The sequence below is a fragment of the Rhodococcus oryzae genome (assembly GCF_005049235.1).
Taxonomy (GTDB): domain Bacteria; phylum Actinomycetota; class Actinomycetes; order Mycobacteriales; family Mycobacteriaceae; genus Rhodococcus_G; species Rhodococcus_G oryzae.
In genome coordinates this window covers 130,099-155,601 of the sequence record NZ_SUMD01000006.1, presented here as the reverse complement: position 1 = coordinate 155,601, position 25,503 = coordinate 130,099, and the positions used below count along the sequence as shown (strand labels likewise).

Genomic DNA, 25,503 nt, shown 5'->3' with positions numbered 1-25,503 from the left:
AGACCCTCAGGTCTCTCTCAGGCTCGCGGTGGATCCTGGTCGTCATGAGCGAGCGACCCGCAGAGCAGCCCCACCGGACGTCCCGATTCCGCCGTGCCGTCGCGGCGTCCGGCATCGTCGGTGCGCTCAGCGTCGGATCCCTCGCTGGCACGTCGTTCGCGCTCGGAGACGCCCCCTCCGCGGATGCGGGGACGGTCATCGCCGCTGATTCGAACCGTTCGAACGGCGCAGGCCCGATCGTCACCCGGGGCGCCGGGCAGTTCGACGTGATCTCGGGCGGGTCGTGACGCTCGCGGCGGACAAGGCCGCAAAGAGCTGGTCGATGTGGGGCGTGCGCGCGACGGTGGTCGTAGCCGACCCCGACATGCTGGAATCCGCCTGGAACATGGTCCGCGGACACCTGGCCGCCGCCGACGTCGCGACCAGTGCCACCCGAGAAGACTCCGAGATCGCGGCACTCAACCGGTCCGCAGGCAGCACGACCCGGGTGAGCGTCCTGCTCGCCGAGCAGGTCAGCAGGGCCCTCCTGGCCGCCGAGCTGACGGCGGGCGTCCTCGACCCCACGGTCGGCGGCACGCAACCAGACCGTTGGCGCTCCGTGACCGTTCGCGGCCACGACGTCACCCTCCCCGCCGGGCTGACCCTCGACGTGTCCGCGACCGCCCGCTCCGTCACGGCCGACCGGTGCGCCACCGCCGTCGCCGAGCTGCTCGGCTGCGGGGTGCTGGTCAGCCTCGGTGGCGACGTGGCGACCGCGGGTCCGGAGCCGCTCAGCGGCTGGCAGATCAAGGTCGAGGACCTGCCAGGCGACCCGTCGTGTCAGGTCTCGATCCCGTCCGGCTCCGGCCTCGCGACCGCCAGCACGGTCAGCCCGCTGCACCCGGATCCCGCCGAGGCGCCGCATTGGCGCACCGTGTCCGTGGTCGCCGGCTCCGCCCTGGCCGCCGCCGCGGCCAGCAGGGCGGCGGTCCGTGGGGGCAAGGAGACGCTCGCCTGGCTCGAGGAGCTCGGGATGCCCGCCCGGCTGGTGGACCAGGACTTCCGGGTCACCCGGCTCTGCGGCTGGCCGTGATCGACCGCGTTGTCGCGCAAGAGAACAACGCCACCGCGGCGAGCACGCGGGCCTACGCTTGACGACATGGCGATTCGATCCGGGCCCGAGATCGGCCCCTTCCGCCGTCGACGGCGGCTGACCGGATCGCTGCTCGTCCTGATCGCCGCGGGTCTGGCCGTTGGCGCCCTCGCCCTGATCTACGAGATCCCGCCGAACCTCGTCTCGAACACCTCCACCCATCCCCGGACGCTCGCCATCGCCGCGGCCGCGCTTGCGCTGTTCCTGCTGCTCGGATGGGCGCTGTACCGGCTGACCCGCCGCGTCTGGATCGGCGCGCTCGCGCAGACCCTGCTCGCCGCGGCGGTCATCGCGCTCGTCATCGTGCCGACGTTCCGCGGCACCGAGGTTCGAGAACCCGATCCGCTCGTCGGGGTGGCCGTGCTCGAACCGAATGGGGACCACCCCGTCGGCGCGCACGAGATCGGCGCCGCGGAGTTCGTCGGAATCGACCACGACGCAACGGGTTCCGCACGACTGCTGGACCTGGGCGACGGACGTCGCGTGCTGCGTTTCGAGAACTTCGAGGTCGAGGCGGGACCCGACTACTTCGTGCACCTCATCGACGGGGCCGATGTCCGGAGCCCCGAGCCGGTCCGGCTGGGGGCGTTGAAGGGCAGCCGCGGCGACCAGAACTACGAGCTGCCCGCCGAGGTCGAGATCGGGCCGGCCACCACGGTGCTCATCTGGTGCCGGGTGTTCGAAGTCCCGGTCGCGAACGCGACCATCGCCTAGGCGGCTGCGCGCCTGTGCGCGGTTGCCGAGTGTGGAGACTCGTCAACCACGCACGGGCGCCGCTGCGCCTACTCCTGCACCCCCACGGCGAAGCCGGCGGCGTCGAGGGCGCCCAGCACCTCGTCGCGGTGGTCGGGCCCCCTGGTCTCCAGGGTCAACAGCACCTCCACCTCGTCCAGGCCGAGGTCCCGTGCGGTCCGCGAGTGCACCACGTCCACCACGCTGGCGCCGCGCTCGCTGACCACGCCCAGCAGCCGCACCAGCCCGCCGGGCCGGTCCGGGATGGTGACCCGCACGACCAGGTAGCGCCCGGCGGCCCGCAGACCGTGGGTGATCACGTGGGTGAGCAGCAACGGGTCGATGTTGCCGCCGGACAGCACCGCGCACACGGGCCCCTCCAGCCGCAGCTGCTCCGCCGTGCAGGTCATCAGGGCGGCCACCGCCGCCGCTCCAGCCGGCTCGACGATCAGCTTGGCCCGCTCGCTGCACAGCAACAGGGCCCGGGACAGCGCGTCCTCGCTGACCGTGACCACCTCGTCCACCAGGGCGTTGACGTGCGCGAACGGCACCGCGCCCGGGAGTCCGATGGCGATCCCGTCGGCCATGGTGGACAGGGCCTCCGCCTCGACGGGTGCGCCCTCGGCGAGCGACCTCGGCCAGGCCGCCGCCTGCTCGGCCTGCACGCCGACGAGGCGCACCCGGCGGCCCGAGTCCCGGACCGCCGCCGCGATCCCGGCGAGCAGCCCGCCGCCGCCGGTCGGCACCACGATGGTCCCGACCTCCGGCAGCTGCTCGAGGATCTCCAGTCCGACGGTGGCCTGGCCCGCGACCACGTCGACGTGATCGAACGGGTGGATGAGCACGGCCCCTGTCGCTGCGGCGAACTCTTTGGCGGCCACGAGTGCCTCGTCGACGGTGTGCCCGCGCAGGTGGACCGTCGCGCCGTACGCCTTGGTCGCGACGAGCTTCGGCAGCGCCGCCCCGACCGGCATGAAGACCGTCGACTCGATGCCGAGCCGGCTTGCGGCCCAAGCGACGCCCTGGGCATGGTTGCCCGCGCTGGCCGCGACCACGCCGCCCTCCCGCTGCTCGGGGGTCAGGTTCGCGATCCGGTTGTAGGCGCCACGGGGTTTGAAAGAGCCTGTGCGCTGAAGGTTTTCACACTTGAGCCACACGTCGTGGGCGCAGCGCTCCGAGAGCACTCGCGACGCGAGCATCGGCGTCTTGCGCATCACCGGGGCGAGCCGATCGGCCGCCGCCGCGATCTGGTCCCTCGTCACGAGTTCCACAGCGCCAGCGTAAGGCGCCTGCGGCGCCCGTGCGCGGTTGACGAGTCTCAGGACTCGTCAACCGCGCACGGGCAGCGGAGCTGCCTACTTCAGTGCCTGCTCCACATCGGCGATGAGGTCGACAGCGTCCTCGATGCCGACCGAGAGCCGGACCAGGTCGTCCGGCACCTCGAGCGCGGAGCCCGCGGTCGAGGCGTGGGTCATCGCGCCGGGGTGCTCGATCAGCGACTCGACACCGCCGAGGGACTCGGCGAGCGTGAAGATCTCGGTCCGCGAGCAGAAGTCGAGCGCGGCCTGCTTGCCGCCCTTGAGGCGCACCGAGATCATGCCACCGAAGCGGCGCATCTGCTTGGCCGCCACCTGGTGGCCCGGGTGCGACTCGAGGCCCGGGTAGATGACCTGCGACACCGCGGCGTGGCCGGTGAGCAGGTCGACGATCTGCTCGGCGTTCTCGCTGTGCCGCTCCATCCGCAGCGCGAGGGTCTTGATGCCGCGCATGGTCAGGTACGCGTCGAACGGGCCAGGCACCGCGCCCGCGCCGTTCTGCAGGAACGCGAAGGCGGTGTCGAGTTCCTCGTCGTCGGTGACGAGCGCGCCGCCGACGACGTCGGAGTGCCCGCCGATGTACTTGGTGGTCGAGTGGAGCGCGATGTCGGCACCGAGGCCGAGCGGCTGCTGCAGGTACGGCGACGCGAAGGTGTTGTCCACCACCAGCTTTGCCCCGGCCTCGTGCGCGACCCCGGCGAGTGCCTCGATGTCGCCGATATTGAGCAGCGGGTTGGTCGGGGTCTCCACCCACACCAGCTTGGTGTTCGGGCGGATCGCGGCGCGGACCGCGTCCACATCGGACACCGGGGCCGGAGTGTGCTCGATGCCCCACTGGGTGAACACCTTGTCGATCAGCCGGAAGGTGCCGCCGTAGGCGTCGTTCGGGATCACCAAGTGATCACCGGGACGCAGGACCGAGCGCAGGAGGCAGTCCGTGGCCGCCATGCCGGACGCGAACGCACGACCATAGGTGCCCGACTCGAGAGCGGCCAGGTTGGCCTCGAGCGGACGCCGGGTCGGGTTCCCGGTGCGCGCGTACTCGAACCCGCTCCGCATGCCGCCGACGCCGTCCTGGGCGAAGGTCGAGCTGGCGTAGATCGGCACGTTCACCGCGCCGGTCAGCGGATCCGGCTCGTACCCGGCGTGAACGGCCCTGGTGGAGAATCCCTGCTCTGCGTTGCTGTGCTCGCTCATGCCGGTAAGCCTAGCGAGCCGCTATTCGGTGAGTAATCGGGCAACCGAGACCAGCGCGTCGATGTACTCCGATTCCGTGTATCCCTGGCTGCCGTGGCTGCCTGCATCGACACTGCGACCGGCCATCGTCAGCGTGTACACGGTGTCGTTGACCTTGATCACCAGCCCACCCAGCGCGTCGGCGCGCGGCTCGTCGACCACGCCGAGGCTCGTCTTCCCCCTGGAGGCCTCCAGCATCGCCTCGGTGAACCCGTTGGCCTTGACGCTGACGAAGAGATTGCGCTGGGTGCCGGTGAAGTCCCCGTCCGACCACAGGCAGAGCGGGTCCGTGGAGCCCGGCAGCGTGGTCTGGTTCGCCAGCGGCATGCCTGCCACCAGGCCACCCAACGCCCCGGCCATCGTGGCGCAGTCCGGCGCCTCGCCCGCGGACAGCGCCACCGCGGCACCGCCGTCCGAACCCTCCGACTCCGCGACCGGTGTCCCGCTGGTCACCGTCGAACATCCGGAAACCAGCACCGCGGTCGCCGCGGCGACCATCCCCACCCGAAATCTCATCTCCCCCATGCGGGGATCCTAACGGCACCGGGCGGGCAGGGGCCGGTCGAGCTATCCCCCGGCGCTGAGGAATCCGAGCAGGTCGTGCCGGGTGATGACACCGACGGGCTTGCCGTCGTCGACCACCATCAGCGCGTCCGAGTCCCCGAGCGCCTTGGTCGCGGCGGTCACCGGCTCGCCCGAGCCGATCAGCGGGAACGGCGGGCTCATGTGCTTGGCGACCGGATCGGCCAGCTGCGCCCGGCCCTCGAACACCGCCGAGAGCAGGTCCCGCTCAGTGACGCTGCCCGCGACCTCGCCCGCCATCACCGGCGGCTCGGCACCGACGACCGGCATCTGCGAGACGCCGTACTCGCGCAGGATCTCGATCGCGTCGCGCAGCGTCTCCGACGGATGCGTGTGCACCAGGTCGGGCAGCTCGCCCGACTTGCCCCGCAGCACGTCGCCGACGGTCGGCTCGTGGACCTTGCCGTCCAGCGGGGTGCGCAGGAAGCCGTACGAGGCCATCCACTTGTCGTTGAAGATCTTCGACAGGTAGCCGCGGCCGCCGTCGGGCAGCAGCACCACGATCACCGCGTCGGGCTCGCGCTCGGCGACCCGCAGCGCGGCCACCACGGCCATACCGCAGGAGCCGCCGACCAGCAGGCCCTCCTCGCGGGCCAGGCGCCGCGTCATGTCGAAGGAGTCGGCATCGGAGACCGCGATGATCTCGTCGGGAACCGAGGGGTCGTAGGCAGTGGGCCAGAAATCCTCGCCGACGCCCTCGACCAGGTACGGCCGACCGGTGCCGCCCGAGTACACCGAGCCCTCCGGGTCCGCGCCGATGACCTTGACCTTGCCGCCGGAGACCTCCTTGAGGTAGCGACCGGTGCCGGTGATCGTGCCGCCGGTGCCGACGCCGGCCACGAAGTGGGTGATCTTGCCCTCGGTGTCCCGCCAGATCTCGGGGCCCGTGGTCTCGTAGTGGCTCGCCGGCCCGCCCGGGTTGGAGTACTGGTTGGGCTTCCAGCCGCCGGGCAGCTCCCGCGCCAGCCGGTCGGAGACGTTGTAGTAGCTGTCCGGGTGCTCAGGGGCCACCGCAGTCGGGCACACCACGACCTCGGCGCCGTACGCCTTGAGGACGTTGCGCTTGTCCTCGCTGACCTTGTCCGGGCAGACGAAGACGCACTTGTAGCCGCGCTGCTGCGCGACCAGTGCCAGCCCGATGCCGGTGTTGCCCGACGTCGGCTCGACGATGGTCCCGCCGGGCTTCAGCTCGCCCGACGCCTCGGCGGCGTCGATCATCTTGACCGCGATGCGGTCCTTGGAGCTGCCGCCCGGGTTGAGGTACTCGATCTTGGCGGCCACCAGCCCCGAGCCGGGCTCGACCACCGAGTTCAGCTTGACCAGCGGAGTATTTCCGATGAGGTCGGTGACATGATCCGCGATGCGCATGCCTACATGGTCCCAGAGCGCGCGACGGGGGCAACACCAGGTCCCTTCTCGGGCGTCGCTCCGCCCGCTCCGATCTTGATGTCGGGTCCCCGAGCGCAGACCCCACGCGGCGCGGGCTTTCGCACTAGATTTGTGGCCGGTAGCACTCGCGACGAGCGGAGGGTGGATCCGGTGCCCACCAGCGGATGGAAAACGGCCGCGAAAGCAAGCGCGGCCGCGGTCGTCGCGGGGTCCTCGGCAGGCACCGCGTCGTGGGCGCTCTACAACTACCTGATGGGCCAGGCCACCGCCGCGCGCGGCGTGATCGGCCGCAACGTCGCGAAACCACCCGAGGCCGACGGCATCTACACCGCCGGGTGCGACGCCCCCGAGCGCTGGCGCCTCGGCGCGGAATTCGACATCCACCTGATGATCTTCGGCGACTCGACCGCGGCCGGGGTCGGCTGCGCGGTCCCCGACGAGGTGCCGGGGGTGCGGATCGCGCGTGGCCTCGCCGAGGAGACGGGCAAGCGGATCTGGTTGTCCACCAAGGCGATCGGCGGCGCCACCTCGAAGGGGCTCAAGGGTCAGGTCGATGCCATGTTCATCGCGGGCCCCCCACCGGACGCCGCGGTGATCCTGGTGGGCGCCAACGACGTCACCGCCAAGAACTCGATCCACTCGTCCGCCCGCAGGCTCGGCGATGCGGTGGCGCGGCTCCGCCAGGCCGGCGCGGTTGTGGTCGTCGGCACCTGTCCGGACCTGGGGGTGGTCACCGCGATCCCACAGCCGCTGCGGTCGGTGGTGCGGGAGTGGGGACACCGGCTGGCCCGGGCGCAGGCGGCGGCGGTGCTGCGGGCGGGCGGCCACCCCGTCGCGCTCGCCGACCTGCTCGCGCCGGAGTTCCTGGCCGCCCCGGACACCATGTTCTCCGCCGACCACTTCCATCCCTCCGCGGCCGGGTACGAGCTCGCGGCGCAGCAGTTGCTGCCCGTGCTCGCCACCGCGCTCGGGGAATGGGAAGGCGGTCCGCTGCCCGAGCTGCCCGAGGTCTCCGAGGCCGCGGAGTCGCGCCGGATCTCCGCCCGGATCACCGAGGCCGCGAACCGGTTCCTGTGGCGCCGGGACACCGAGCGCCGGGCCAGCAGGGGCGAGCCGGGGGCCGATCAGGTGGCCCCGGAACCGACCTCCGGAGTGCTCAAGATCGTCGATGACCGACGGCGCCGTCAGCGCGCCGCGAGCGCCACGTAACGTCTGGGTCAAATCCACAGTGTGTGGCACCCACCATGCACCCCGATTACTGCAAGGAGTTCTCATGCCTGAGGCCGTCATTGTCTCCGCTGTACGTTCGCCCATCGGCCGGGCCGGCAAGGGTTCGCTCAAGGACATCCGTCCCGACGACCTGGCCGCCCAGATGGTCGCCGCGGCCCTCGCGAAGATCCCGGAGCTCGACCCCGCCGACATCGACGACCTGATGATGGGCTGTGGCCAGCCCGGCGGCCAGTCGGGCTACAACATCGCCAAGGTCGTCGCGACCGCGATCGGCTACGACTTCCTGCCCGGCGTCACCGTCAACCGCTACTGCTCCTCCTCGCTGCAGACCACCCGGATGGCGATGCACGCAATCCGCGCGGGCGAGGGCGACGTGTTCATCTCGGCGGGCGTCGAGTCCGTCTCGTCCTTCACCACCGGCACCGCCGACGGCTGGCCGAACACCAAGAACGCCCTGTACGCCGACGCTCAGGCCCGCACCGAGCTGGCCGCGCAGGGTGGCGTCGCGTGGAAGGACCCCCGCGAGGACGGCCTGACCCCCGACATCTACATCTCCATGGGCCAGACCGCGGAGAACGTCGCCTCGCTGACCGGCATCAGCCGTGAGGACCAGGACCGCTGGGGCGTCCGCAGCCAGAACCGCGCGGAGGAGGCCATCAACCGCGGCTTCTTCGCCAACGAGATCACCCCGGTGACCCTCGCCGACGGCACCGTCGTGTCCACCGACGACGGCCCGCGTGCAGGCACCAGCTACGACAAGATCAGCCAGCTCAAGCCGGTCTTCCGTCCCGACGGCACCGTCACCGCCGGTAACGCCTGCCCGCTCAACGACGGCGCGGCCGCGCTCGTCATCATGAGCGACACCAAGGCGAAGGCCCTCGGCCTGACCCCGCTGGCGCGCGTCGTCGCCACCGCCGCGAGCGGCCTGTCCCCCGAGATCATGGGCCTTGGCCCGATCGAGGCCGTCAAGAAGGCCCTCGGCTACGCGAAGATGGCCACCTCGGACATCGACCTGTACGAGATCAACGAGGCGTTCGCGGTGCAGGTGCTCGGCTCCGCCCGCGCGCTGAACCTCGACGAGGACAAGATCAACATCTCCGGTGGCGCGATCGCCCTCGGCCACCCGTTCGGTATGACCGGTGCCCGCATTACCAACACCCTGCTCAACAACCTGCGTGAGCAGGACAAGACCTTCGGCGTCGAGACCATGTGCGTCGGCGGCGGCCAGGGCATGGCGATGGTGCTCGAGCGCCTCAGCTAGTCCTTCTGCACCACCGCGAACGGGCGGTTTCCTGAGCATCGGCCGAGAGGCCCGCCAGGAAACCGCCCGTTCGTCGTCATACGGGAGCGCCAGCCGCGTGGAGTTTGGCCCTCACCCGGCGGATCAGTTCGTCCGGCCGGGTGTAGAGCAGTTCCGCACCGACCCTGATCACCTTCCAGCCGAGCGCCTCGATCCGCGCCGAGCGCTCGATGTCCCAGGCTCGCTGGCGGCGATCGGTCCAGTGGTGTTCGCCGTCGTATTCCACGAGGACCGACCACTCCCGCCAACCCAGGTCGGACCGCGCGAACTCCCAGCCGTCGTTCCCGACGATCGGGATCTGTGTCTCAGGCCGCGGCAGACCCGCGTCGACGATCACCAGACGGGTGTGGGTCTCGGGAGGCGACTCCGCGCCACCGTCGACGTCGACCAGATTTGACCGAAGCCGTGCCACCCCGCGGGCTCCGGGATGCCGCTCGGCAACCATCACCACGTCCCGTGGCTTGAGCCCGGTTGCGTTGCAGAGCGAATCCAGCGCAACGATCGCCTCGGGCCGGGGTAACCGACGGCCGAGATCGAAGGCAGCCCGCGCCGGGGTCGCCACTCGCATTCCGCCGATGACGATGGCCTCGTCCGGTTCGAGCCGGTAGTCGTGCGTGAGGAGTCCCTTGACCGGCATGCGATGGCCCGGGCGGATCACCTCCGCCGGCTCGCTGACGTCGATCCACTTGGAGCCGTGCAGAGCAACCGCCGAGAAGCCGGTCAGGACCGCGTCGGGTCCGGCGAAGAGCCATGCCGCGCGTGCGCGCACGGCGGCAGTGACCGGAGTGCGCTTGCTCACGTATACGCCCTGGTAGAGGCGTGCGAAATCGTGGTACAGCTGGTGTTCGGTGAGGACCCCCGCCACGATGGCACTCGATCCCCGAAACGGTGCGTCGCCTGCCCCCATCGCCTCACCATGCCGCGTCGGCGAGGCACCGATCCCGGCGAACCGTCGACCTGTGGACTACTCGCGAGCTTCTCCACAACGCCGAACGGGCGGTTTCCTGAACATCCGTCGAGTGACGGAGCAGGAAACCGCCCGTTCGTGGTCAGGCGTGCGGTGACTAGTCGCTGTTGAAGTAGCTCAGCAGTCGCAGGATCTCGACGTACAGCCACACCAGGGTGACGGTGAGTCCGAACGCGACGCCCCAGGCCGCCTTCTCCGGCGCCTGCGCGCGGATCAGCTGGTCGGCGGCGTCGAAGTCCAGCAGGAAGCTGAACGCGGCGATGCCGATGCAGACGAGGCTGAAGATGATCGCGAGTCCGCCGCCGTCGCGGAGGCCGAGGCCACCGGGTGTGAAGAAGCTGGCGATCAGGTTGCCGAGCGAGAGCACCACGACGCCGATCAGTGCGCCGATGATCATCCGGGTCAGCCGCGGGGTGACGCGGATGGCGCCGGTCTTGTAGACCACGAGCATGCCGAAGAACACGCCGAAGGTGCCGAGCACCGCCTGGGCGATGAGGGTGGAGCCGCCGGTGCCGCCGAACGTGATGTCGGTGAACATGAACGACAGCGCGCCGAGGAAGAAGCCCTCCGCCACGGCGTAGGCCAGCACGATCGCCGGGTTGTCCATCTTGCGGCCGAAGGTGGCGACCAGGACCAGAACCAGACCGATGAGTCCGCCGCCGATCACGAACGGCGCCGCGAGGTCGACGTTCGAATTGACGAGCACGTAGGAGATGATCGCCGAGACCGTCAGCACGCCGAGCGTGATGCCCGTCTTGGTGACGACGTCGTCGATGGTCATGGCCCGCTGAGCAGGACCTGTCGTGTACGGCTCAGCCTGCGTGTACTGGGGCTGACCAAACTGCTGTGTCATCTGCCCCGCGCCTGCCGCGGCAGAACCGAACGAGGCGTATCCGCTGCCCTCCTGCTTGGGGAGGTTGCGGAACACCGGGTTGCTGGTGGTGCGCACCGTGCGTGTCCCTTCTATAGGTGGATCCCTGGGGATCCTGCCGTGCCGCTGTGGCCCGACCGCGACGGGAAATCCCGTTCTGTTGGTAAAACGTCTCACATGTGACCGTAAGTTCCCAGCGCTTCGAACTTAAACGAGTCGCCAACAGGAACAGAGGGGACTCTACCGGGCCGCGATCGCGCCCGCCTCGCATGAAAACGAGGTTCACCTGGCACGACATTGCACCCAACGGTGGCATTATTGACTCATGAGCACCGAGGACGGCCCGGGCCAGACCCTCAACGCCAGCGAGTCGCTCGACTCGGACGAGGTTCGCAACGACGACGGCGACGATGTCGTCGACGCCCCCGATCACTGGAGCGAGGCCGATCGCTTCGGGACCACCGCGGCCGAGGCCGCCGCGGGCGAGACCCTCGATGAGCGGCTCGCCGAGGAAGAGCCCGACACCCCGCTCGACGACGACGGTCAGCAGCCGGACGATCCCGAGTCCGTCGAGGCGGAGGTGGTCGACGGCGTCATCATCGAGGACCTCGGCATCACCCGCGACCAGTTCGACGGCGACCCGATCGGCGGCGGGCCCGTCAAGTAGCGGGCCGAGACGTCACGCCCCTTTGACCGACCGGGCGACCGTGAACTTCGGGTTCCGTCCGACCAGTTCGGTGAGGCCGACCGACTTCCTGAGCGCACCGCGGTATCCCAGGTGTGAGTTGTAGACGGTCCACAGCTCACCTCCCTCGCGCAGGACCCGGCCCGCACCACGGAACATCGACAGCGCCGCCCCGGTGTGGACGGCCGCCCCCACATGAAAGGGCGGGTTGCAGACGATCAGGTCGGCGGTGGCATCGCCGAGGGTGGACATCACGTCGTCCCGCAGCGCGGTCACCCGGTCGCCTACACCGTTCGCGTGCGCGGTCGCCGCCGTCGACGCGACAGCCGCGGCGGACTGATCGGTCGCGATCACCCGCAGGTCGGCGCGGGAACGAGCCAGTGCCACGGCGAGGATCCCTGTGCCGCAACCGAGGTCGACCGCCGTTCGCGCTTCCGGGTTCATCCGGGGCAGGTAGTCGAGCAGGAACCGGGTTCCGATGTCGAGCTTGGTGCCGGCGAAGGCGGCCCCGTGCGCGACCACCTCCATGTCGAGCTCGCCCAGGTGCTCGCGCAGCGGGTAGGTCGGCTCGGCGGGCGGGTCGAGCGGGCCGCGGGCGACGAGCACCCGGGACTTCTGCCTGCCCCTGGTGGCATGCACGTCGCCGAAGCTGCGGGCGAGCACCTCGTTCATCGAGGGGCTGATGTGCTTGTCGCGGCCGCCCGCGTAGATCACCACCTCCGGATCGGCGTACCGGGCGACGGCCTCGGCGATCTCGGCGAGTGCGGCCAGGCTGCGCGGCAGCTGGACCAGCACCACCCGCGCTCCCGCGAGCAGGGACTCGTCCAGACCGCAGGACCGGTAGGCCTCGCCCAGTCCGGCTCGCGCCGCGTTGTGCGACAGTGCGAGCTCGCCGGTGATCGGGTCCTGGTGAACCCGGACGTCGGTGACGCCGAAGCCCGCGATCGCCCCCAGGGTGAGGGCGCCGTAGTGGTCGCCGATCACCGCGACCGTCGCGTCCGCCGCGACCTCCAGCGACGAGCCTGCCTCGTCGAGGATCAGCCGATCCGCGGCGTCGACGGCGAACAGGTTCGGCGCCTCCACGTCGGGGAACCGACGCAGTCGGGACAGGACTTCTTCGGGGACCGGCACCGCTCGATTGTTCCAGGTCCCGGCCGCGACATGGACGAGCGACCACCTCGGCCGTCCGTCCCATGACTGGACAAGTGACAAGTAGCGGGGCGATACACGAACGGGTACAAACAAATTCGACAGAATCCAACAATCCGACCGGGGCAGCGGTCGAGAACCCAGGAGGGCCGCCCATGCCGCTGTCTATGTCTCCCGCCGACTCGATGTGGCTGCTGGCAGAATCGCGCGAACACCCCATGCACGTCGGCGGGCTGCAGCTTTTCGAGCCGCCGGAGGGCGCCACCGCCTCCGACGTCCGCGCGGCATTCGATGCCACTCTAGCGAATGATACTGCGGCACAAAGGTTCCGCCAGCGGCCGACGCGCTCGTGGTCCTCACTCGGACAGTGGGCCTGGGAGGAGGACAGCGGGTTCGACCTCGGGTATCACGTGCGCCACGACGCCCTGCCGCAACCCGGCGGCATGCGTGAACTACTCGACCTGTGCTCACAACTGCACTCGGCGCCCCTGGACCGTCACCGTCCGCTGTGGGAAATGCACCTGATCGAGGGCCTGAACGACGGCCGATTCGCGGTGTACACGAAGTTTCACCACGCGTTCGCCGACGGGGTCTCGGCGATGCGACTGCTGGCGCAGTCACTGAGCGAGGACCCGACGGACCGGGCGATGCCCGCCGTCTGGGACATGAAGGACCCGGAGCCGGCGTGCCCCGCATCGGAGGAACCGGCCGTCGAGACCGGCGACAGTGGCGGCGTCCTCGGACTGCCCGCCGCCGCGGTCCGCGGGGCCGCGTCACTGCTGGGAGGGGCGGCCGACCTCGGCTCGGCGCTGGCGGGCACCGTGGTCCGCGCGCTCCGCGAACAGGGCGGCTCCCTGTCCTTTGCGGCCCCGAACACCATCCTCAACGTGCCCATCGCCGGGGCACGGCGCTACGCCGCGCAGTCCTGGCCGATCGAGCGACTCCGCCTGATCGCCAAGGCGTCCGACGCCACAGTCAACGACGTGGTGCTCGCGATGTGCTCCGGCGGCCTGCGCACGTACCTGCAGTCGCAGGAGGCCCTGCCCGAGGTCCCGCTGATCGCCGCCGTGCCGGTGTCGCTGCGCGGAGGCCCCGACGAAAGCCAGGCGGGCAACTCGTTCGGCGTGCTGATGTGCAACCTCGCGACCCACTCCGCCGACCCGGCGCAGCGGCTCGAGACCGTGCGAACGTCGATGCTCGAGGGCAAGGAGTCGATGACCGGTATGAGTTCGTCGCAGATCCTCGCGGTGAGCGCGGCCGGAATGGTGCCTGCGGCGCTGCACGTGGTCGCGGGCAGCAGCGGGGCGGTCCGCCCGCCGTTCAACGTCGTGATCTCCAACGTTCCTGGCCCCCGCACACCGCTGTACTGGAACGGAGCCCGGCTCGACGGGCTGTATCCGATCGCGTTCCCGCAGGAGGGACAGGCCCTGAACATCACCTGCACCAGTTCCGACGACGCGATCGCGTTCGGGCTGACCGGCTGCAGGCGGGCGTTGCCGGACCTCGAGGCGATCCTGGGCTACCTCGACACCGAGCTCAAGGCACTCGAGACGGCCGTCGGCATCTGAGACGCCGAACGCGCGGGGCGTGAGCATCGCCGTCTTCCGACAGCGTGCCAACGCCCCGCGCGTGGTGGTCCTCAGCCGCGACGAGTGTCTAGGCGCTGCCCCAGGTCACCGCGACACCGTTGGCCGCCAGCCACTCGCTCGGGTCCTGCTGGACACCGTTCGCGTCCCACACCTCGAAGTGCAGGTGCGGTCCGGTGGACTGGCCACGGTTGCCGACGGTCGCGATCTGCTGACCGGCCTCGACACGCTGGCCGACGTTGACGGTGTACTCGTTGACGTGTCCGTAGACGGTGACGGTGCCGTCGTCGTGACGCACGCGGACCCACAGCCCGAAGCCGGAGGCCGGGCCCGCGGAGATGATCTCACCGTTGGCAGCGGACATGATCGGGGTGCCGAGGTTGGCGCCGATGTCGATGCCGCCGTGATGCGAGCCCCAGCGAGCGCCGTAGCCTGAGGTCATGTGGCCGCTGACGGGCTGAACGGTGCGCGCCTTGAGCGGTGCGACCGACCCGCCGGGGTTGAGCGCGCGGAGCTGGTCGTTGACCCACTGCTGCGCGCCGGTGATCTCGGGCAGCGGCGCCGGTGCGGCGGGGGCTCCCTGGGGCAGCAGTTCCTGCGGAAGCTGGAAGGGCACGGCGGCGAAGGCCTGGTGATCGATCGGCGCAGCGGTCGCGGTGGCGGATCCGAGCTGCATGCCTCCGACCAGGATCGCGCCGGTCGCGACGGCGACCGTTGCGCCCTTCAGGCGGCGCGCGGTGGTGATCGAGCTGGAACGATTGAACGTCCTGCGGAGAGTTCCCACAGTCTTTACCTCATCTTCGTTGGCTTCTTGGTCGCACCTTTTGGGCCGTGCAACCTCGGACCCCCGGAACGAAGGTAACGAAACGATATCGATACGTCCACCGTGATCGAATCTTTATCTAAATACGATCTTGGTCGGCCGAAGCCCGGTCGGGACACCGCGCCGGGCGCCCTGTCCGCCCGGTACGACGTGACGCCCCACCTGCGACAAGTCCCTGCCGCGATCCAGCGGAGCCTCAAAAATGTGTGGTCAGGCGCGGAAACCCGGGCGAGAAAGATTGAGTAACGACGAGATAACAAACCGGCCGGTTTTGCGTCGATCACGGAACCGATCCGCTCGAAACCCGACGGTTTCGAGCTCCCACAGGCGCCGAAGAATTAGTGGCCGACGTCACGCACCCAAGTCGGCCGATTCGGGTTGCGGGGGTGCTAACGACACGCATCGAAGGCGAGGATCGTCCCCGCCAACCGCAAAGCTGGACGGTACGTTCACCTGGGAATGGCGCTTCGGCCCTCGGGGGACATTGATGATGCAGGTCGATCCGCGCGACGCCGTGTTCGTGTACGTCGAGACACCGTCGGCCAATCAGACCTCCGTCTCGACATTTGCCTTCGACTCGGGTGAGCACCCCGAACCGAGCCGGGACGAGCTGCTGCGGTGGATCACGGAACGAGCCGGCCGGATCGGCATCCTGCGCCAGCGCATGATCCGGGTTCCCTTCGACCTCGACCACCCGTACTGGGCCGAGGACCCCGCATTCGCGGCCGAGGACCACGTCGTCTTCCACGACGGGCGAGGCTGGGAGGAGCTGCGGACGCTGCTGGCGGACATCCAGCGGCGGCCCCTGAACCCGTCGCGACCCCTGTGGGAGATCCACGTCGTCACCGGGGTCGCCGGGGTCGCCGAGATCCCGGGGGCCGCCACCGTGGTGGCCATCAAGATGCACCATTCGATGGCGGACGGCGGCCTCGGCGCCAAGATCTCCCGGCAGCTGTTCACCGAGAACCTGCCGACCGATGAGCGCCCGGCCGCGGTCGCTGCGATTCCTTCCCGACTCTCGATGGCCGCCGCCGCGGTTTCCTCTCTACCCCGAAACCTCTGCCTGCTCGCAGGCTTCGTGCCCCGGGCGCGACGGGTCCAGCGACTGATGCGGGCGGAGCGCGCGCAGGGGATGTACGAGGCTCCCGCCGCGCTGCGCCCGCGCACCGTGCTGAATCAACCCCTCGGCCCGGAGCGCGTATTCGACGCCGTGTTCTTCTCGGTCCCCGAGCTGCGGGCGATGCGGAGCGCGATCGGCGGCGTGACGGTCAACGATCTGATGCTCACGATCGTCGGCTCGACCATGCACAGATATCTGTGCGAGGTCGACGCCGTGCCGGACGGATCGCTGGCTGCAGGGGTCCCGCTCTCGACCCGCGACGCCGCCGAGGCGACCTCCCGGAACCGGTTCGTCACCCTGGCCGTGGACCTGCACACCGACCTCCCCGACCTCGTCGAGCGCGCCCGGGCGATCCACGCCACGGTGCTGATGGACACGGTGCGCAAGACCGGCCCAGGCGAGACGCAGTTCGACGCGCTCGCCAATTCGATCCCGGGATTCGTGGTGCGGAACGGTCTCCGCGTCCTCGGCGCGCTCCCCGCCCGGCAGTCGTCGACCATCCGGCTCGCCAACACCCTGGTCACCAACGTGCCCAAGGGCCCGGCCGACATGGTGCTCTGCGGATCCACCGTCGCCGCGAACTTCGGGGTGGCCCCGCTCGTCGGTCTCGGTGGCGTGGTGCACTCGGTGAGCTCGGTGGGCGATTCGCTGGCGGTCAACATCACCGCGGACCCGAGGCAGCTGCGCGACGACCGCCGCTACGCCGAACTGCTGCGCGAATCCTTCGAGGATCTGAAGGCCGCCGTCTACCCGTGACCCGGCCGCCCGGCGGAGTACTTCCGGACACGTCGAACCCGCGTAGGCCGCCCGGGCATCGCTCTGTAGTGCGACGCTTGCCAGCTTCCTCTCGCGTCGCCACAATGGCCGCGGTGCGCGTAAGAATCGCTGACCCCGCCTATCAGTGGGCGGCCCTCGAGCCCTGGATCCTCGACTGGGAGGTATCGGCGGACCCCGATGCGGTCGTGCTCGGGAAGTGGGAGGTCGGCCTCGCCGAGTCCGCGACCCGTATCGACACGGGCGTGGTGTGGTGCCCTCGCAGGGGCGTCGTGATCACGCCCACCGGGTACTCGGATAAACGGGTCACCGATCTGCTGCGCCAGTCCACTGCCGCCTTCGCCGGCATCGACCAGCCCTGAGCCGACACCCTTCGGACGGCGGGCCTTTTTGTGCCAACTGATGTAGCGCGAGAACGTGTTTCACCTCGGTGGAAACCAAGCGTTCCATTGGTGGCCAACACGTGTGACGTGGAATACCTTTGGCTCCGCCGCCTCAACCGGAGGCACGCCAACGAGGGAGAACCGTCGCAAATGGCATCGCACGCAGCACCCCGCATCAGGTCGGCCGCAATTCGAGCCGTGGCAGCAGCCGCCCTCGCGACAGGCTTGGTGGCCGCCGCCCTCAGAAGATACGGCCTCCCCGCCATGCGCTGATTTCCACAGCGGTTGTCCACAGCCAGCCCCGGGCGACGCCGATACGATCGAACCGTGCTCGGGATACCCATGGCGGTGGCCCGATTCAACTACCGGTTCGCGCGTCTTCCGTTTCAGCTGATCGAGGACCTCGGCGCAACAAGGCTCAACGAAGGCGCGGCGGTGAGACTGGGGTACGAGCGAATGCTCATCTATTGCGACCGTGCCGCCGCGTATCTACTGCATGACGAGTCCGCCGGCATGCGGGCCCGCGATCTGCGCGAACAAACGAACCCCGCCCGGGTCGCCCTGGAGCTCGAGAAACGTCAGGCCGAGCGGCGGGAGCAGGGCGAGGACGTGGACGAGGTGCAACTCCTCCGCGGGCACCGCGCCAAGTTCCTGCACCGCCACCAGGCCTACCGAGGCGAGACGCCACCGAGCCCCTGACGGGCGATCCTCAGCGTGCTTCTTCGATCTCGCCGGGCTGCCAGGCCTTGTCGAACCACGGCTGTAGGGGGCCGTATAGGCGAAGGATCGGCCACCAGCTCTTGCCGGGGACGGTCCGGATCCAGTTCGCTTCCTTGCCCGCAGGCGCGGTCGGCCCGAACCACAGCACGATCGACCCGTCGCTCTCCTCCTGCACGGTGCCGCTGAGGCTCATCACGCTCGGGTGGGGGTTGTCCGTCTGGAGGAGCGACCGCGTCTGGGTGTCATAAACGTCGACCGACCAGAAGTTCTTTGCCGGCGGGTTCGGTGGCAACACGAGGCGGTAGGTCTTGGCGCCGTCGAGCAGGCGCCCCTGCGAGTCCTCGGCGGTGTAGGTGTACGCGGAACCGGCGCCGACCTGCGCGTGGGCCATCGCCGGCGTGATGACGGTGGCGACGTAATGAAACAGGGTGCGGGCGTCGAGCAGGCGCGCATGCTCGTGCAGGAATTCGTAACTGCCGCCGACGAACCCGTCCTTCCAGGACGCGTCTTCGAAGGTGAAGTTCTCCGTGCCGCGCGGGAAGTACGCGAGCGCCCGGCTGATGCCCGCGGCGGTCTTCGCTGCCGAGTCGAGGATCTTCTTCAGCCGGTCGTCCGGTTCAAATGGTCGTCCGTGCTTGATGCCGATCCCGGCGAGCTGCCCCGCCCGCTCGGGGTCGAGCGAGCCGGGCGGCTCCTCCTGGATCAGTTCGTCGACCTCGCCGAAGAAGGAGATGTCGTTCGAATGGACGGTGTTGAACTTCTCCTCCGCAATGTTGACGAACGTCATCTCGGGCGGATTGGCCGACTCGGAGAGCCGGTAGACGCGTGACTGCTTGACAGCCTCGATCCCGTCGAGGGCACGGAAGACCACCCAGTTGGTGAAAGTAGGTGTACGACAGATGAAGTAGCCGTCTGGCTCGTCGCCGGTGTAGCCGGGCGGGAGGAACAGATACTTTCCGCCCTGCCCCTTGTCCGGTCCGGCGATGCCCATGTCCGTCACGTATCGGAACCAGAAGTCGTCGACGACGCACAGGGAGTTCGTCGGCGGCTCTATGACCACCGGCCCGTCGTGCAGGTCGATGAACATCGTCCCGTACGCGGTCGAGGTGTTCGGGGTCAGGAAGTAGCTTCCCGAGTTGGCCCTGGGATCGGTGACGCCGAGGACGCTGAGCCCGTCGACGCCGACACTGCGAAGGCCGCGCCTCATCGCCACCAGAGACGCTCCGGGCACGGCATTGAGAAAGGCGTCGATGCCTCGGACGAAATCCAGGCCGTCGTACAACTTGCTGGTCGACTCGGGTAGCGGTACGCCGTCGAAGAACTCGAATGCGCCGAGCGGTGTCTCCACGCGATCCGGGACACCGATCCCCGTCAGCGCTGCGGTCAGATCAACGGTGCCGGAACCATCCATGCCGTTTCTCTCCTCTATTCGAGTGATCGAGGAGTTCAGATTTTCTCGGATGTGCCGACGACACCTCATCCGGCATGGGTGAAACCCGAACGGGAGGCCTATCGGCCGAATCTGAAGAACCGTCCAGTTTTGTACGCGCGAGTAACGACTTGCTCCATCTACGGTGGGCTCGCGCCACCATCCCCTCCGATGACTGGCGTAGGCCCCGTCGACAAAGCCCCCTGCGTCGGCGGGGCCGCCTTGGTCATCCCGCCAGAACTCGCATCACTGGCGGGCGCACGCAGTTCTGGGGAGAGGCGCATGAAGATTCCGGTGTGGATCGGCACACCCCTGGTGCTGGCATTGGCGACGACCGACGCGGTCTTGGACCTCCAGACTCGCGCCGTTGGTGCGTTGACGCGAGCCGTGATCCGCCGAATGTTCATCGGCATCCCCATCCACGCGCCCCGCCCGACGGGCGAGAAGGACGACATCCTCCGGTCGGCGTAGCGCCGCCACGCTTGATCAATCCGCCCACCGGTCACGCTGCGGCCGCTGCCCAGAGCACGGCGGGATCCTTATCGTGACGCCGCACTGGCGGCAGAAATGCGTTCGGTGGCCGCCCCGGCGAGCACCAGCGCACGCGCACTGTTCCCAGCCGACGAGGCAGCGGCGTGGCCCGAGACGGTGCCCGTTCGGGCAGTGGGTCGGCGCGGGCTCGCCGTGCACAGCCATGCCTTCAGCGTAGAACTATTCGCACAGCCGTTCGATTGTCGCTAGGGTTGGGATCGCGGGCCGGTGGAGCGGACAGCTCGGGAAGCACCGGCCCGGACCACGCTGGACAGTCGACCTCAGCCTCCCGCTACGGCGAAGAGCCCCGCAGGTCAGCATTCGGTCCTGCGGGGCTCTTGGCGACGCCTGTGGTCAGTTGTTGGTGATGGTGAAGCCCTTACCGGCGGTACCAGCGGGAACAGCGTGGCCGTTCAGGTTCTCGAGGATATTCTTGGCGGAAGTGGTGTAGTACGGAAACACGATCCCGGTCTCCGAACCGGCGGTGATTCCGACCCACTTGCTGGTGCCCTTCATGACGACGGGCCCACCGGAGTCGCCCCCCTGGCTGCCAGCAAAGGTACGGAGCATGCCGTTTGTGACCAGGCCGATGGCCCCGGGATTAACCGCTGCCGACAGTAAGGTGGGGGTGCGGTCAGAGCGTGCGCCGTAGTTTTCGATCCAGGTGGAAGAAATGAACGTGTTGGAAAGCGGTGGCAGAGCAGGAGCCCCGCCGGCATCACTGTAGATCGAATTGACCTTGAAGAGACCTCCGCCTCCTTGGTGAACGTTCTGGCCGTCCTTGTCCCTCACCTGGCTCGACAACTGGACCTCGGGGGCGAACTCGATGACCATGTAGTCGGTGGTGCTGTTCAGGTTGAGTGTGCCGTCGCTCTTGAAGGTGTCCTTGTTCACCCAACGGATCCATCCGATGGGCTTCACCGGGGCCAGGTTGTGATCTTGGGCCCACTTGACCGCGTTCACGTCGAAGACGGGATGACCGTTGGTCGTGACAGGTTCGCCGAGAGGGGCGCCCGGATACTTGGGGTAGTCCGGGTAACTGATGCAGGTGGTCGACTCTACGGTACAAACATCCCCCGACGTGGTGAGCTTCTGTCCGGGCGGCTTCAGCTCGCCGGGACGGTCCGGGTCGGGCACCCACTGGGGTGCTTGGTTGCAGTGGCCAGCGGTGATTCCGATCTTTCGACCTGCGGCGTCGGTTCCTACGGCGCCGAGCGTGCAAAAGAACCCCATGTACTTGTACGTGTTGGCGGCGGTGGGGTGAGGGGTCATGTCGCCGGTGAAATCGATGAACTGGCCCGGGTAGGCGGAGGGGACGGCGTCCGGTGAGTACGCGGGATACCCGCGCGGGCTTTGGTTCGTTCCGATGGCTGCGGCGGTGCCGGCGGTGGTGGCGGTGAGCCCGACGGTAAGGGCGAGGGTGGCGAACACTCCCGCGAGCAATCTGGTGGCGCGCTTCATACAAGGTCCTGTCTGTGGAGAAACAATTCTCCGGGACCGTACCGTGCGGTCTTGTTTCGGGTGGCCGATTCGCGGTCATCGCTGTCGGGACAGAACCCACGATCTCGAGCGCAAGCGGCAAGGTGACGTACTGGGGTCAATAGTGGGCCACGCGCGCCCGAATTAGAGTTCCCCACTGGACGGGATGCGTTGGGACACAACAAATAGCCCCTCGAAATGAGAGATACCTGCGAAACGTTCGTGCACCTGCGCAGCGTTCCGATCGCGGTATTCGCTGCATGGCTCGGCCGTTCGAACGCAGCGTTCACGCTGTCGACCTGCGCCCACTCGCAGGACCCCGCGTTGCTCGCGGCCGCGAGTTCCACGCTGGTGGTGACAATCCGTGACAAGAAGGGGCGTTCGGCGCCCGGATCCTAACGGGAAAACGCCTCCGAACAGTGCCCCCAGTCGGACTCGAACCGACACTCGGCGGATTTTAAGTCCGCTGCCTCTGCCAATTGGGCTATGGGGGCCGCGGCGCCGACACCGCGACAGCCGCTACCGGTCCGACCGCGGGAAACGGTCGAACTGGACACGTGATGCTAGCGTGTCCGCCGCACCGATCGGCGCAAACCGCGTACACCAGTCAGGCCGGCAGCTCAGCCCGGGAAAGATCGAGGCTAATCGCCGTTCCAGGTCGGCGAAACGCCACGCTCCTGGAGCCACTGGGCTGGGTCGATCTTCTGCCCGTCGGGATTCGAAACCTCGAAGTGCAGGTGCGGTCCGGTCGACTGACCACGATTTCCGACGGTTGCAATCTGCTCACCGGCCGCCACCTGCTGGCCAAGGTCGACCAGGAACTCGTTGATGTGGCCGTACACCGTGGTCGTTCCATCGTCATCTTGCACGCGAACCCACAGCCCGAAGCCTGACGCCGGACCCGCGGAAATGACAGTGCCGTTGGTGGCTGCCTGAATCGGGGTACCGATCGGCGCCGCGATGTCGATACCACCGTGCAACGTCCCCCAGCGCTGCCCGAATGGGGACGTCAGCGTGCCCGATACCGGCTGCACGGTTCGGGTCGCAATCGGATTGTTCGACGGGAGTGCACCAAGCTGCTCTTGCGCCCATTGCGCAGCGCCCGCCGCGCCGGGCACCTCGACCGGCGGCGCCGGGACTACCTGCGGCACCACATCAACTGGCGGCACCTGGAAGGCCGGGGGTACCGGGACGACGGCGGGCGCCTGGTTGACCGGGGGAAGCTGAACGCCCGCAGGCAAGACCGCATCCGGAATCTCGATCGGGGGCAGTCCGGGGATCTGAATCGGAACTGCCGACGCGGTAGCACCGAGCTGCGTGCCTCCGACCAGGATCGCGCCCGTCGCGGCGGCAACCGCGACTGCCTTGATCGGACCCGGACCGGCCGGCGCGCGGTGGCGGCCGTGCGCAGCAGCCTTGGCTTGCGCGGCATCCTTGCCCCGCACGGCAACCCTGGCCTGGGTGGTGACTTCGACGAAACCCGCGACGGTCGGCAAGCAGTGGCGGCCGTACGGGGCGCCCGCAACCGGACCGCTGTCAACCGGCGAGCTGTGCCGGCCATGGTCAACCGGCAAGCTGTGCCGGCCATGCCCGGGGAGTGGATCAATGATGTAGTTCGAATTGCCCGTCCCGTGGTGATTTCCCACAGCACTACCTTCTTTTCGTTGGCTGGGCCGCTCCTGTTCGCGAACCCTCGAGCCCCCGTGACGAAGATAACAAAACAGCATCAATCTCGGATACTGTTACGAAATCTTTATCAAGATCTTCTTCCCCCGAAACTCACACTGGGGTAGCCGCTGCCGGGGGGCGCCGACGAATCAAGAAGCACTACAGGATCGAGAGTGCGATCCCGTCGAGGATGTCGTGCTCGCTGACCACCAGTTCGGTGATCCCCGCCCGGCGCGCGAGCTCCTCGGCCAGGACGTCGGAGACGATCGCTCCCCCACCGATCACGTCGACCCGACCCGGGTGCATCGGCCCGAGGGCTGCGCGCTGGTCGTGGGTCATGTGCACGAGCGAATCGTTCACCTCGTGCAGCCGCGGCAGCGTCATCCGCGACAGGTGCACCTTCTCGGCGTCGTAGTGCGGCAGCTCCAGCGAGACCGCGGCGATGGTCGTCATCGTGCCCGCCACGCCGACCCAGGTGTGCGCCTGCTCCACCGGCACCACATCGAAGGCCTCGGTGAGCTTCGCCAACGCGAACTCGCGCGCCTGCGCGATCTGCTCCGCCGTCGGCGGGTCGTCGTGCAGGCAGCGCTCGGTGATCCGCACGCAGCCGATGTCGGTCGAGTGCGCCGCGTGCACCCCGCCGCCGTCACCGAGGACCACCTCGGTGGATCCGCCGCCGAGGTCGACGACAACGAAAGGTCCTGCGGCGGGGTCGAGTTCGCCGACGGCGCCCGCGAAGGACAGCCGTGCCTCCTCGTCTCCGGAGATCACCTCGGCCTCCGCTCCCTCGATCACGGCGCCGAGGACCTCCCTGGTCATCGCGAAGAAGTCCTCACGATTGGACGCGTCCCTGGTCGCCGACGTCGCGACCATCCGGACCGCGGTGGCGCCGGTCTCGCGGATCATGTCCGCGTACTCCTGCAGCGCGACCCTGGTGCGTTCGATGGCCTCGGGCGCGAATGCGCCGGTCGCGTCGACACCCTGCCCGAGGCGCACGACCCGCATCTCACGCCGGACGTCGTGCAGGTGTCCCTCCGCGTCGGCGTCCGCGATCAGCAGGCGGATCGAGTTGGTGCCACAGTCGACGGCAGCGACCCTGGTCATTCGTCGTTCCCGGTCTCGCCGGGTCCCTGGTAGACGGGCCAGTCCGCCGGGATGGCGGTGCCGCGCAGCTTGCCCTGCGCGGCCAGCGCGACCGACTCGTCGCCGAGCGGGTTGAGCCCCGGCCCCTTCGCCAGCGAATGCGCCATCAGCACGTGCAGGCACTTGACCCGGTCGGGCATGCCACCGCCGGTGAAATCGGTTCCGAGCGAATCGATCTCGTTCCGCTCGGCGAGGTAGGACTCGTGCGCACGGAGGTAGGCCTGCGCCAGCTCCGGATCGTGCTCGAGGCGTTCGGTCATCTCGCGCATCACCCCGGCCGACTCCTGCCTGCTCGCCTCGGCGGTGAGACGCGGATCGGTCAGGTAGTACAGCGTGGGGAACGGCGTGCCGTCCGGCAGCCGGGGCGCGGTCTTGACGACGCCGGGTGTGCCGTCCGGCGCCCGGTAGGCGATGGCGAGCACGCCGCGCGGATCGCGGCCGAGCTGCGCGGCCACGGCGGCCAGGTCGTCCTGGGATACCGCGGGGCGGGAAGTGCTGTCAGCCGGATCGGTCACCCGACGGGCCCTCCTTGATCGTGAGGAATGGTCATCGAACCCGCGCCGGTCGAATCCGGTGCGGGCGGTGGCGGTTCCTGGACTGGCGGCGCGGGCGTCGCGCTCGGTTCCGGCTGCGGCTCCACGATGGGCCGCCACAGGTCGGTGTACCAGGGATCCCCGGTGCGCTTGCGCTCGCTGAGCTGCTCGGGCCTGGTCGCCACCTCGCCCGGCAGCTGTACCTGAAACGGCGTCTCACCGGGCTTGACGTACTGCAGCCGCTCCCGCGCCTCGGCGGAGATGTACGCGGGGTCGTCGTTCTGCTGCTTCTGCCGGGTCAGCTGTTTGAGGTCTTCCTCGAGTTCCTTCTGCTGCGCGGCAACCCGATCCGCCTCGCTGCGCTGGGTGAGGTAATTGCGCAGCGGGACGGCCAGGGTGAGCGCGAGGGCGCAGACCACCACCGCCAGCATCACCGCCTTGCCGGTGGAGAGCCCGAGGATGGTGCGTTCGGGCTTGTCCTCACCCGAGGAGCCGGCCCGCGAACCCCGTGCGCGGATGGGCTTCTCGCTGGAGGACTCGGGCTCGAACTCCGGTGCGGGCTTTCCGCCCGCAGCGGGGCCGGAGCCTGGAGCCGACGCGGTAGGTCCGGTCGTACGGCCGCGCGACGGACGCCGCGCAGCCGACTCGTCGCGGGTGCGACGGGGGTCTCGACCGGCCGGGCTGCCGCCCGGACGTGACCTACCGCGTTGGCTCATAGGCTCAGT

At 68.9% G+C, this 25,503-nt stretch carries 25 protein-coding genes and 1 tRNA gene; 11 read left to right on the top strand and 15 right to left on the bottom strand.

Going from position 1 to position 25,503, the window contains the following annotated elements:
- Positions 1 to 44 precede the first annotated feature (44 nt).
- The 3 genes from FCG67_RS14350 (at position 45) to FCG67_RS14340 (ending at position 1,846) form a co-directional block, all read left to right on the top strand.
- Complete coding sequence (locus tag FCG67_RS14350) at positions 45 to 287, top strand: hypothetical protein (RefSeq protein ID WP_136910430.1); 243 nt, start codon at positions 45 to 47, stop codon at positions 285 to 287.
- Positions 284 to 1,072 (top strand): FAD:protein FMN transferase, encoded by a 789-nt coding sequence (locus tag FCG67_RS14345; RefSeq protein ID WP_246045072.1) that lies wholly within the window; start codon positions 284 to 286, stop codon positions 1,070 to 1,072. The genes FCG67_RS14350 and FCG67_RS14345 overlap by 4 nt, the downstream gene beginning before the upstream one ends.
- 66 nt (positions 1,073 to 1,138) lie before the next feature.
- Positions 1,139 to 1,846, top strand: a complete 708-nt coding sequence (locus tag FCG67_RS14340) for a DM13 domain-containing protein (protein WP_136910429.1) — start codon at positions 1,139 to 1,141, stop codon at positions 1,844 to 1,846.
- 68 nt (positions 1,847 to 1,914) lie between these two features.
- On the opposite strand, the gene ilvA is transcribed toward FCG67_RS14340, so the two are convergent.
- From ilvA to FCG67_RS14320, 4 genes are all read right to left on the bottom strand, one after another.
- A complete protein-coding gene (ilvA, locus tag FCG67_RS14335; protein WP_246045096.1) occupies positions 1,915 to 3,078 on the bottom strand; it encodes a threonine ammonia-lyase in 1,164 nt (387 codons plus the stop codon).
- A gap of 141 nt (positions 3,079 to 3,219) precedes the next feature.
- Positions 3,220 to 4,377: a cystathionine gamma-synthase gene (locus tag FCG67_RS14330; protein ID WP_136910428.1), complete on the bottom strand. Its 1,158-nt coding sequence runs from the start codon at positions 4,375 to 4,377 to the stop codon at positions 3,220 to 3,222.
- A 21-nt stretch (positions 4,378 to 4,398) separates the two neighbouring features.
- Positions 4,399 to 4,941, bottom strand: a complete 543-nt coding sequence (locus FCG67_RS14325) for a hypothetical protein (RefSeq protein ID WP_136910427.1) — start codon at positions 4,939 to 4,941, stop codon at positions 4,399 to 4,401.
- Between the two features lie 42 nt (positions 4,942 to 4,983).
- Positions 4,984 to 6,366 carry a cystathionine beta-synthase gene (locus FCG67_RS14320; RefSeq protein WP_097212340.1) on the bottom strand — a complete coding sequence of 461 codons (1,383 nt, stop codon included), beginning with the start codon at positions 6,364 to 6,366 and terminating at the stop codon, positions 4,984 to 4,986.
- A 171-nt stretch (positions 6,367 to 6,537) separates the two neighbouring features.
- Here FCG67_RS14320 and FCG67_RS14315 point away from each other — a divergent pair, with 171 nt between their 5' ends.
- Together FCG67_RS14315 and FCG67_RS14310 are read left to right on the top strand one after the other, a co-directional pair.
- Positions 6,538 to 7,596: an SGNH/GDSL hydrolase family protein gene (locus FCG67_RS14315; RefSeq protein ID WP_136910426.1), complete on the top strand. Its 1,059-nt coding sequence runs from the start codon at positions 6,538 to 6,540 to the stop codon at positions 7,594 to 7,596.
- Positions 7,597 to 7,660: 64 nt separating this feature from the next.
- Positions 7,661 to 8,878, top strand: coding sequence for an acetyl-CoA C-acetyltransferase (locus FCG67_RS14310; protein WP_136910425.1), 1,218 nt, complete (start codon positions 7,661 to 7,663; stop codon positions 8,876 to 8,878).
- A gap of 76 nt (positions 8,879 to 8,954) precedes the next feature.
- Here FCG67_RS14310 and FCG67_RS14305 read toward each other — a convergent pair whose 3' ends face one another.
- On the bottom strand, positions 8,955 to 9,824 hold the full coding sequence (locus tag FCG67_RS14305; RefSeq protein WP_136910424.1) for a DUF559 domain-containing protein: 870 nt from the start codon (positions 9,822 to 9,824) through the stop codon (positions 8,955 to 8,957).
- 157 nt (positions 9,825 to 9,981) lie between these two features.
- Complete coding sequence (locus tag FCG67_RS14300; RefSeq protein WP_136910423.1) at positions 9,982 to 10,833, bottom strand: Bax inhibitor-1/YccA family protein; 852 nt, start codon at positions 10,831 to 10,833, stop codon at positions 9,982 to 9,984.
- A 247-nt stretch (positions 10,834 to 11,080) separates the two neighbouring features.
- Here FCG67_RS14300 and FCG67_RS14295 point away from each other — a divergent pair, with 247 nt between their 5' ends.
- On the top strand, positions 11,081 to 11,422 hold the full coding sequence (locus FCG67_RS14295; RefSeq protein ID WP_136910422.1) for a hypothetical protein: 342 nt from the start codon (positions 11,081 to 11,083) through the stop codon (positions 11,420 to 11,422).
- A gap of 12 nt (positions 11,423 to 11,434) precedes the next feature.
- On the opposite strand, the gene FCG67_RS14290 is transcribed toward FCG67_RS14295, so the two are convergent.
- On the bottom strand, positions 11,435 to 12,571 hold the full coding sequence (locus FCG67_RS14290; RefSeq protein ID WP_136910421.1) for a class I SAM-dependent methyltransferase: 1,137 nt from the start codon (positions 12,569 to 12,571) through the stop codon (positions 11,435 to 11,437).
- A 173-nt stretch (positions 12,572 to 12,744) separates the two neighbouring features.
- On the opposite strand from FCG67_RS14290, the gene FCG67_RS14285 reads away from it, so the two are divergent.
- On the top strand, positions 12,745 to 14,157 hold the full coding sequence (locus tag FCG67_RS14285) for a WS/DGAT/MGAT family O-acyltransferase (protein ID WP_136910420.1): 1,413 nt from the start codon (positions 12,745 to 12,747) through the stop codon (positions 14,155 to 14,157).
- An 88-nt stretch (positions 14,158 to 14,245) separates the two neighbouring features.
- On the opposite strand, the gene FCG67_RS14280 is transcribed toward FCG67_RS14285, so the two are convergent.
- On the bottom strand, positions 14,246 to 14,959 hold the full coding sequence (locus FCG67_RS14280; protein WP_246045071.1) for a M23 family metallopeptidase: 714 nt from the start codon (positions 14,957 to 14,959) through the stop codon (positions 14,246 to 14,248).
- 526 nt (positions 14,960 to 15,485) lie between these two features.
- On the opposite strand from FCG67_RS14280, the gene FCG67_RS14275 reads away from it, so the two are divergent.
- The 3 genes from FCG67_RS14275 to FCG67_RS14265 all read left to right on the top strand — a co-directional run bounded on the left by FCG67_RS14275 (position 15,486) and on the right by FCG67_RS14265 (position 17,974).
- Positions 15,486 to 16,874 (top strand): wax ester/triacylglycerol synthase domain-containing protein, encoded by a 1,389-nt coding sequence (locus FCG67_RS14275; RefSeq protein ID WP_211243205.1) that lies wholly within the window; start codon positions 15,486 to 15,488, stop codon positions 16,872 to 16,874.
- Positions 16,875 to 16,987: 113 nt separating this feature from the next.
- Complete coding sequence (locus FCG67_RS14270; RefSeq protein WP_136910418.1) at positions 16,988 to 17,254, top strand: hypothetical protein; 267 nt, start codon at positions 16,988 to 16,990, stop codon at positions 17,252 to 17,254.
- A 348-nt stretch (positions 17,255 to 17,602) separates the two neighbouring features.
- Positions 17,603 to 17,974, top strand: coding sequence for a hypothetical protein (locus tag FCG67_RS14265; protein WP_136910417.1), 372 nt, complete (start codon positions 17,603 to 17,605; stop codon positions 17,972 to 17,974).
- A 10-nt stretch (positions 17,975 to 17,984) separates the two neighbouring features.
- Here the strand turns inward: FCG67_RS14265 and FCG67_RS14260 are convergent, their stop codons facing one another.
- On the bottom strand, positions 17,985 to 19,406 hold the full coding sequence (locus FCG67_RS14260; RefSeq protein ID WP_211243204.1) for a DUF1254 domain-containing protein: 1,422 nt from the start codon (positions 19,404 to 19,406) through the stop codon (positions 17,985 to 17,987).
- Positions 19,407 to 19,706: 300 nt separating this feature from the next.
- Between FCG67_RS14260 and FCG67_RS14255 the strand changes: the two genes are divergently transcribed.
- Entirely contained in the window at positions 19,707 to 19,895 is a 189-nt protein-coding gene (locus FCG67_RS14255) for a hypothetical protein (protein WP_136910416.1), read from the top strand.
- 414 nt (positions 19,896 to 20,309) lie between these two features.
- Here the strand turns inward: FCG67_RS14255 and FCG67_RS14250 are convergent, their stop codons facing one another.
- The 6 genes from FCG67_RS14250 to FCG67_RS14220 all read right to left on the bottom strand — a co-directional run bounded on the left by FCG67_RS14250 (position 20,310) and on the right by FCG67_RS14220 (position 25,494).
- Positions 20,310 to 21,416, bottom strand: coding sequence for a chymotrypsin family serine protease (locus FCG67_RS14250; protein ID WP_136910415.1), 1,107 nt, complete (start codon positions 21,414 to 21,416; stop codon positions 20,310 to 20,312).
- 438 nt (positions 21,417 to 21,854) lie between these two features.
- Positions 21,855 to 21,928, bottom strand: a tRNA-Leu gene (locus tag FCG67_RS14240).
- 147 nt (positions 21,929 to 22,075) lie between these two features.
- On the bottom strand, positions 22,076 to 22,879 hold the full coding sequence (locus tag FCG67_RS14235) for a M23 family metallopeptidase (RefSeq protein WP_425467843.1): 804 nt from the start codon (positions 22,877 to 22,879) through the stop codon (positions 22,076 to 22,078).
- Positions 22,880 to 23,261: 382 nt separating this feature from the next.
- Positions 23,262 to 24,206: a Ppx/GppA phosphatase family protein gene (locus FCG67_RS14230; RefSeq protein ID WP_097212330.1), complete on the bottom strand. Its 945-nt coding sequence runs from the start codon at positions 24,204 to 24,206 to the stop codon at positions 23,262 to 23,264.
- Positions 24,203 to 24,760 carry a DUF501 domain-containing protein gene (locus tag FCG67_RS14225; RefSeq protein WP_136910414.1) on the bottom strand — a complete coding sequence of 186 codons (558 nt, stop codon included), beginning with the start codon at positions 24,758 to 24,760 and terminating at the stop codon, positions 24,203 to 24,205. The genes FCG67_RS14230 and FCG67_RS14225 overlap by 4 nt, the downstream gene beginning before the upstream one ends.
- Entirely contained in the window at positions 24,757 to 25,494 is a 738-nt protein-coding gene (locus FCG67_RS14220) for a septum formation initiator family protein (protein WP_136910413.1), read from the bottom strand. The genes FCG67_RS14225 and FCG67_RS14220 overlap by 4 nt, the downstream gene beginning before the upstream one ends.
- Between the last annotated feature and the right edge of the window lie 9 nt (positions 25,495 to 25,503).

What these genes read in the sequence shown, in the direction of transcription:
- FCG67_RS14350 (WP_136910430.1), top strand. Translation starts at nt 45, where the DNA reads ATGAGCGAGCGACCCGCAGAGCAGCCCCACCGGACGTCCCGATTCCGC.
- FCG67_RS14340 (WP_136910429.1), top strand. Translation starts at nt 1,139, where the DNA reads ATGGCGATTCGATCCGGGCCCGAGATCGGCCCCTTCCGCCGTCGACGG.
- ilvA (WP_246045096.1), bottom strand. Translation starts at nt 3,078, where the DNA reads ATGCGCAAGACGCCGATGCTCGCGTCGCGAGTGCTCTCGGAGCGCTGC.
- FCG67_RS14330 (WP_136910428.1), bottom strand. Translation starts at nt 4,377, where the DNA reads ATGAGCGAGCACAGCAACGCAGAGCAGGGATTCTCCACCAGGGCCGTT.
- FCG67_RS14325 (WP_136910427.1), bottom strand. Translation starts at nt 4,941, where the DNA reads ATGGGGGAGATGAGATTTCGGGTGGGGATGGTCGCCGCGGCGACCGCG.
- FCG67_RS14320 (WP_097212340.1), bottom strand. Translation starts at nt 6,366, where the DNA reads ATGCGCATCGCGGATCATGTCACCGACCTCATCGGAAATACTCCGCTG.
- FCG67_RS14310 (WP_136910425.1), top strand. Translation starts at nt 7,661, where the DNA reads ATGCCTGAGGCCGTCATTGTCTCCGCTGTACGTTCGCCCATCGGCCGG.
- FCG67_RS14305 (WP_136910424.1), bottom strand. Translation starts at nt 9,824, where the DNA reads ATGGGGGCAGGCGACGCACCGTTTCGGGGATCGAGTGCCATCGTGGCG.
- FCG67_RS14295 (WP_136910422.1), top strand. Translation starts at nt 11,081, where the DNA reads ATGAGCACCGAGGACGGCCCGGGCCAGACCCTCAACGCCAGCGAGTCG.
- FCG67_RS14285 (WP_136910420.1), top strand. Translation starts at nt 12,745, where the DNA reads ATGCCGCTGTCTATGTCTCCCGCCGACTCGATGTGGCTGCTGGCAGAA.
- FCG67_RS14275 (WP_211243205.1), top strand. Translation starts at nt 15,486, where the DNA reads ATGATGCAGGTCGATCCGCGCGACGCCGTGTTCGTGTACGTCGAGACA.
- FCG67_RS14260 (WP_211243204.1), bottom strand. Translation starts at nt 19,406, where the DNA reads ATGGATGGTTCCGGCACCGTTGATCTGACCGCAGCGCTGACGGGGATC.
- FCG67_RS14255 (WP_136910416.1), top strand. Translation starts at nt 19,707, where the DNA reads ATGAAGATTCCGGTGTGGATCGGCACACCCCTGGTGCTGGCATTGGCG.
- FCG67_RS14250 (WP_136910415.1), bottom strand. Translation starts at nt 21,416, where the DNA reads ATGAAGCGCGCCACCAGATTGCTCGCGGGAGTGTTCGCCACCCTCGCC.
- FCG67_RS14230 (WP_097212330.1), bottom strand. Translation starts at nt 24,206, where the DNA reads ATGACCAGGGTCGCTGCCGTCGACTGTGGCACCAACTCGATCCGCCTG.
- FCG67_RS14220 (WP_136910413.1), bottom strand. Translation starts at nt 25,494, where the DNA reads ATGAGCCAACGCGGTAGGTCACGTCCGGGCGGCAGCCCGGCCGGTCGA.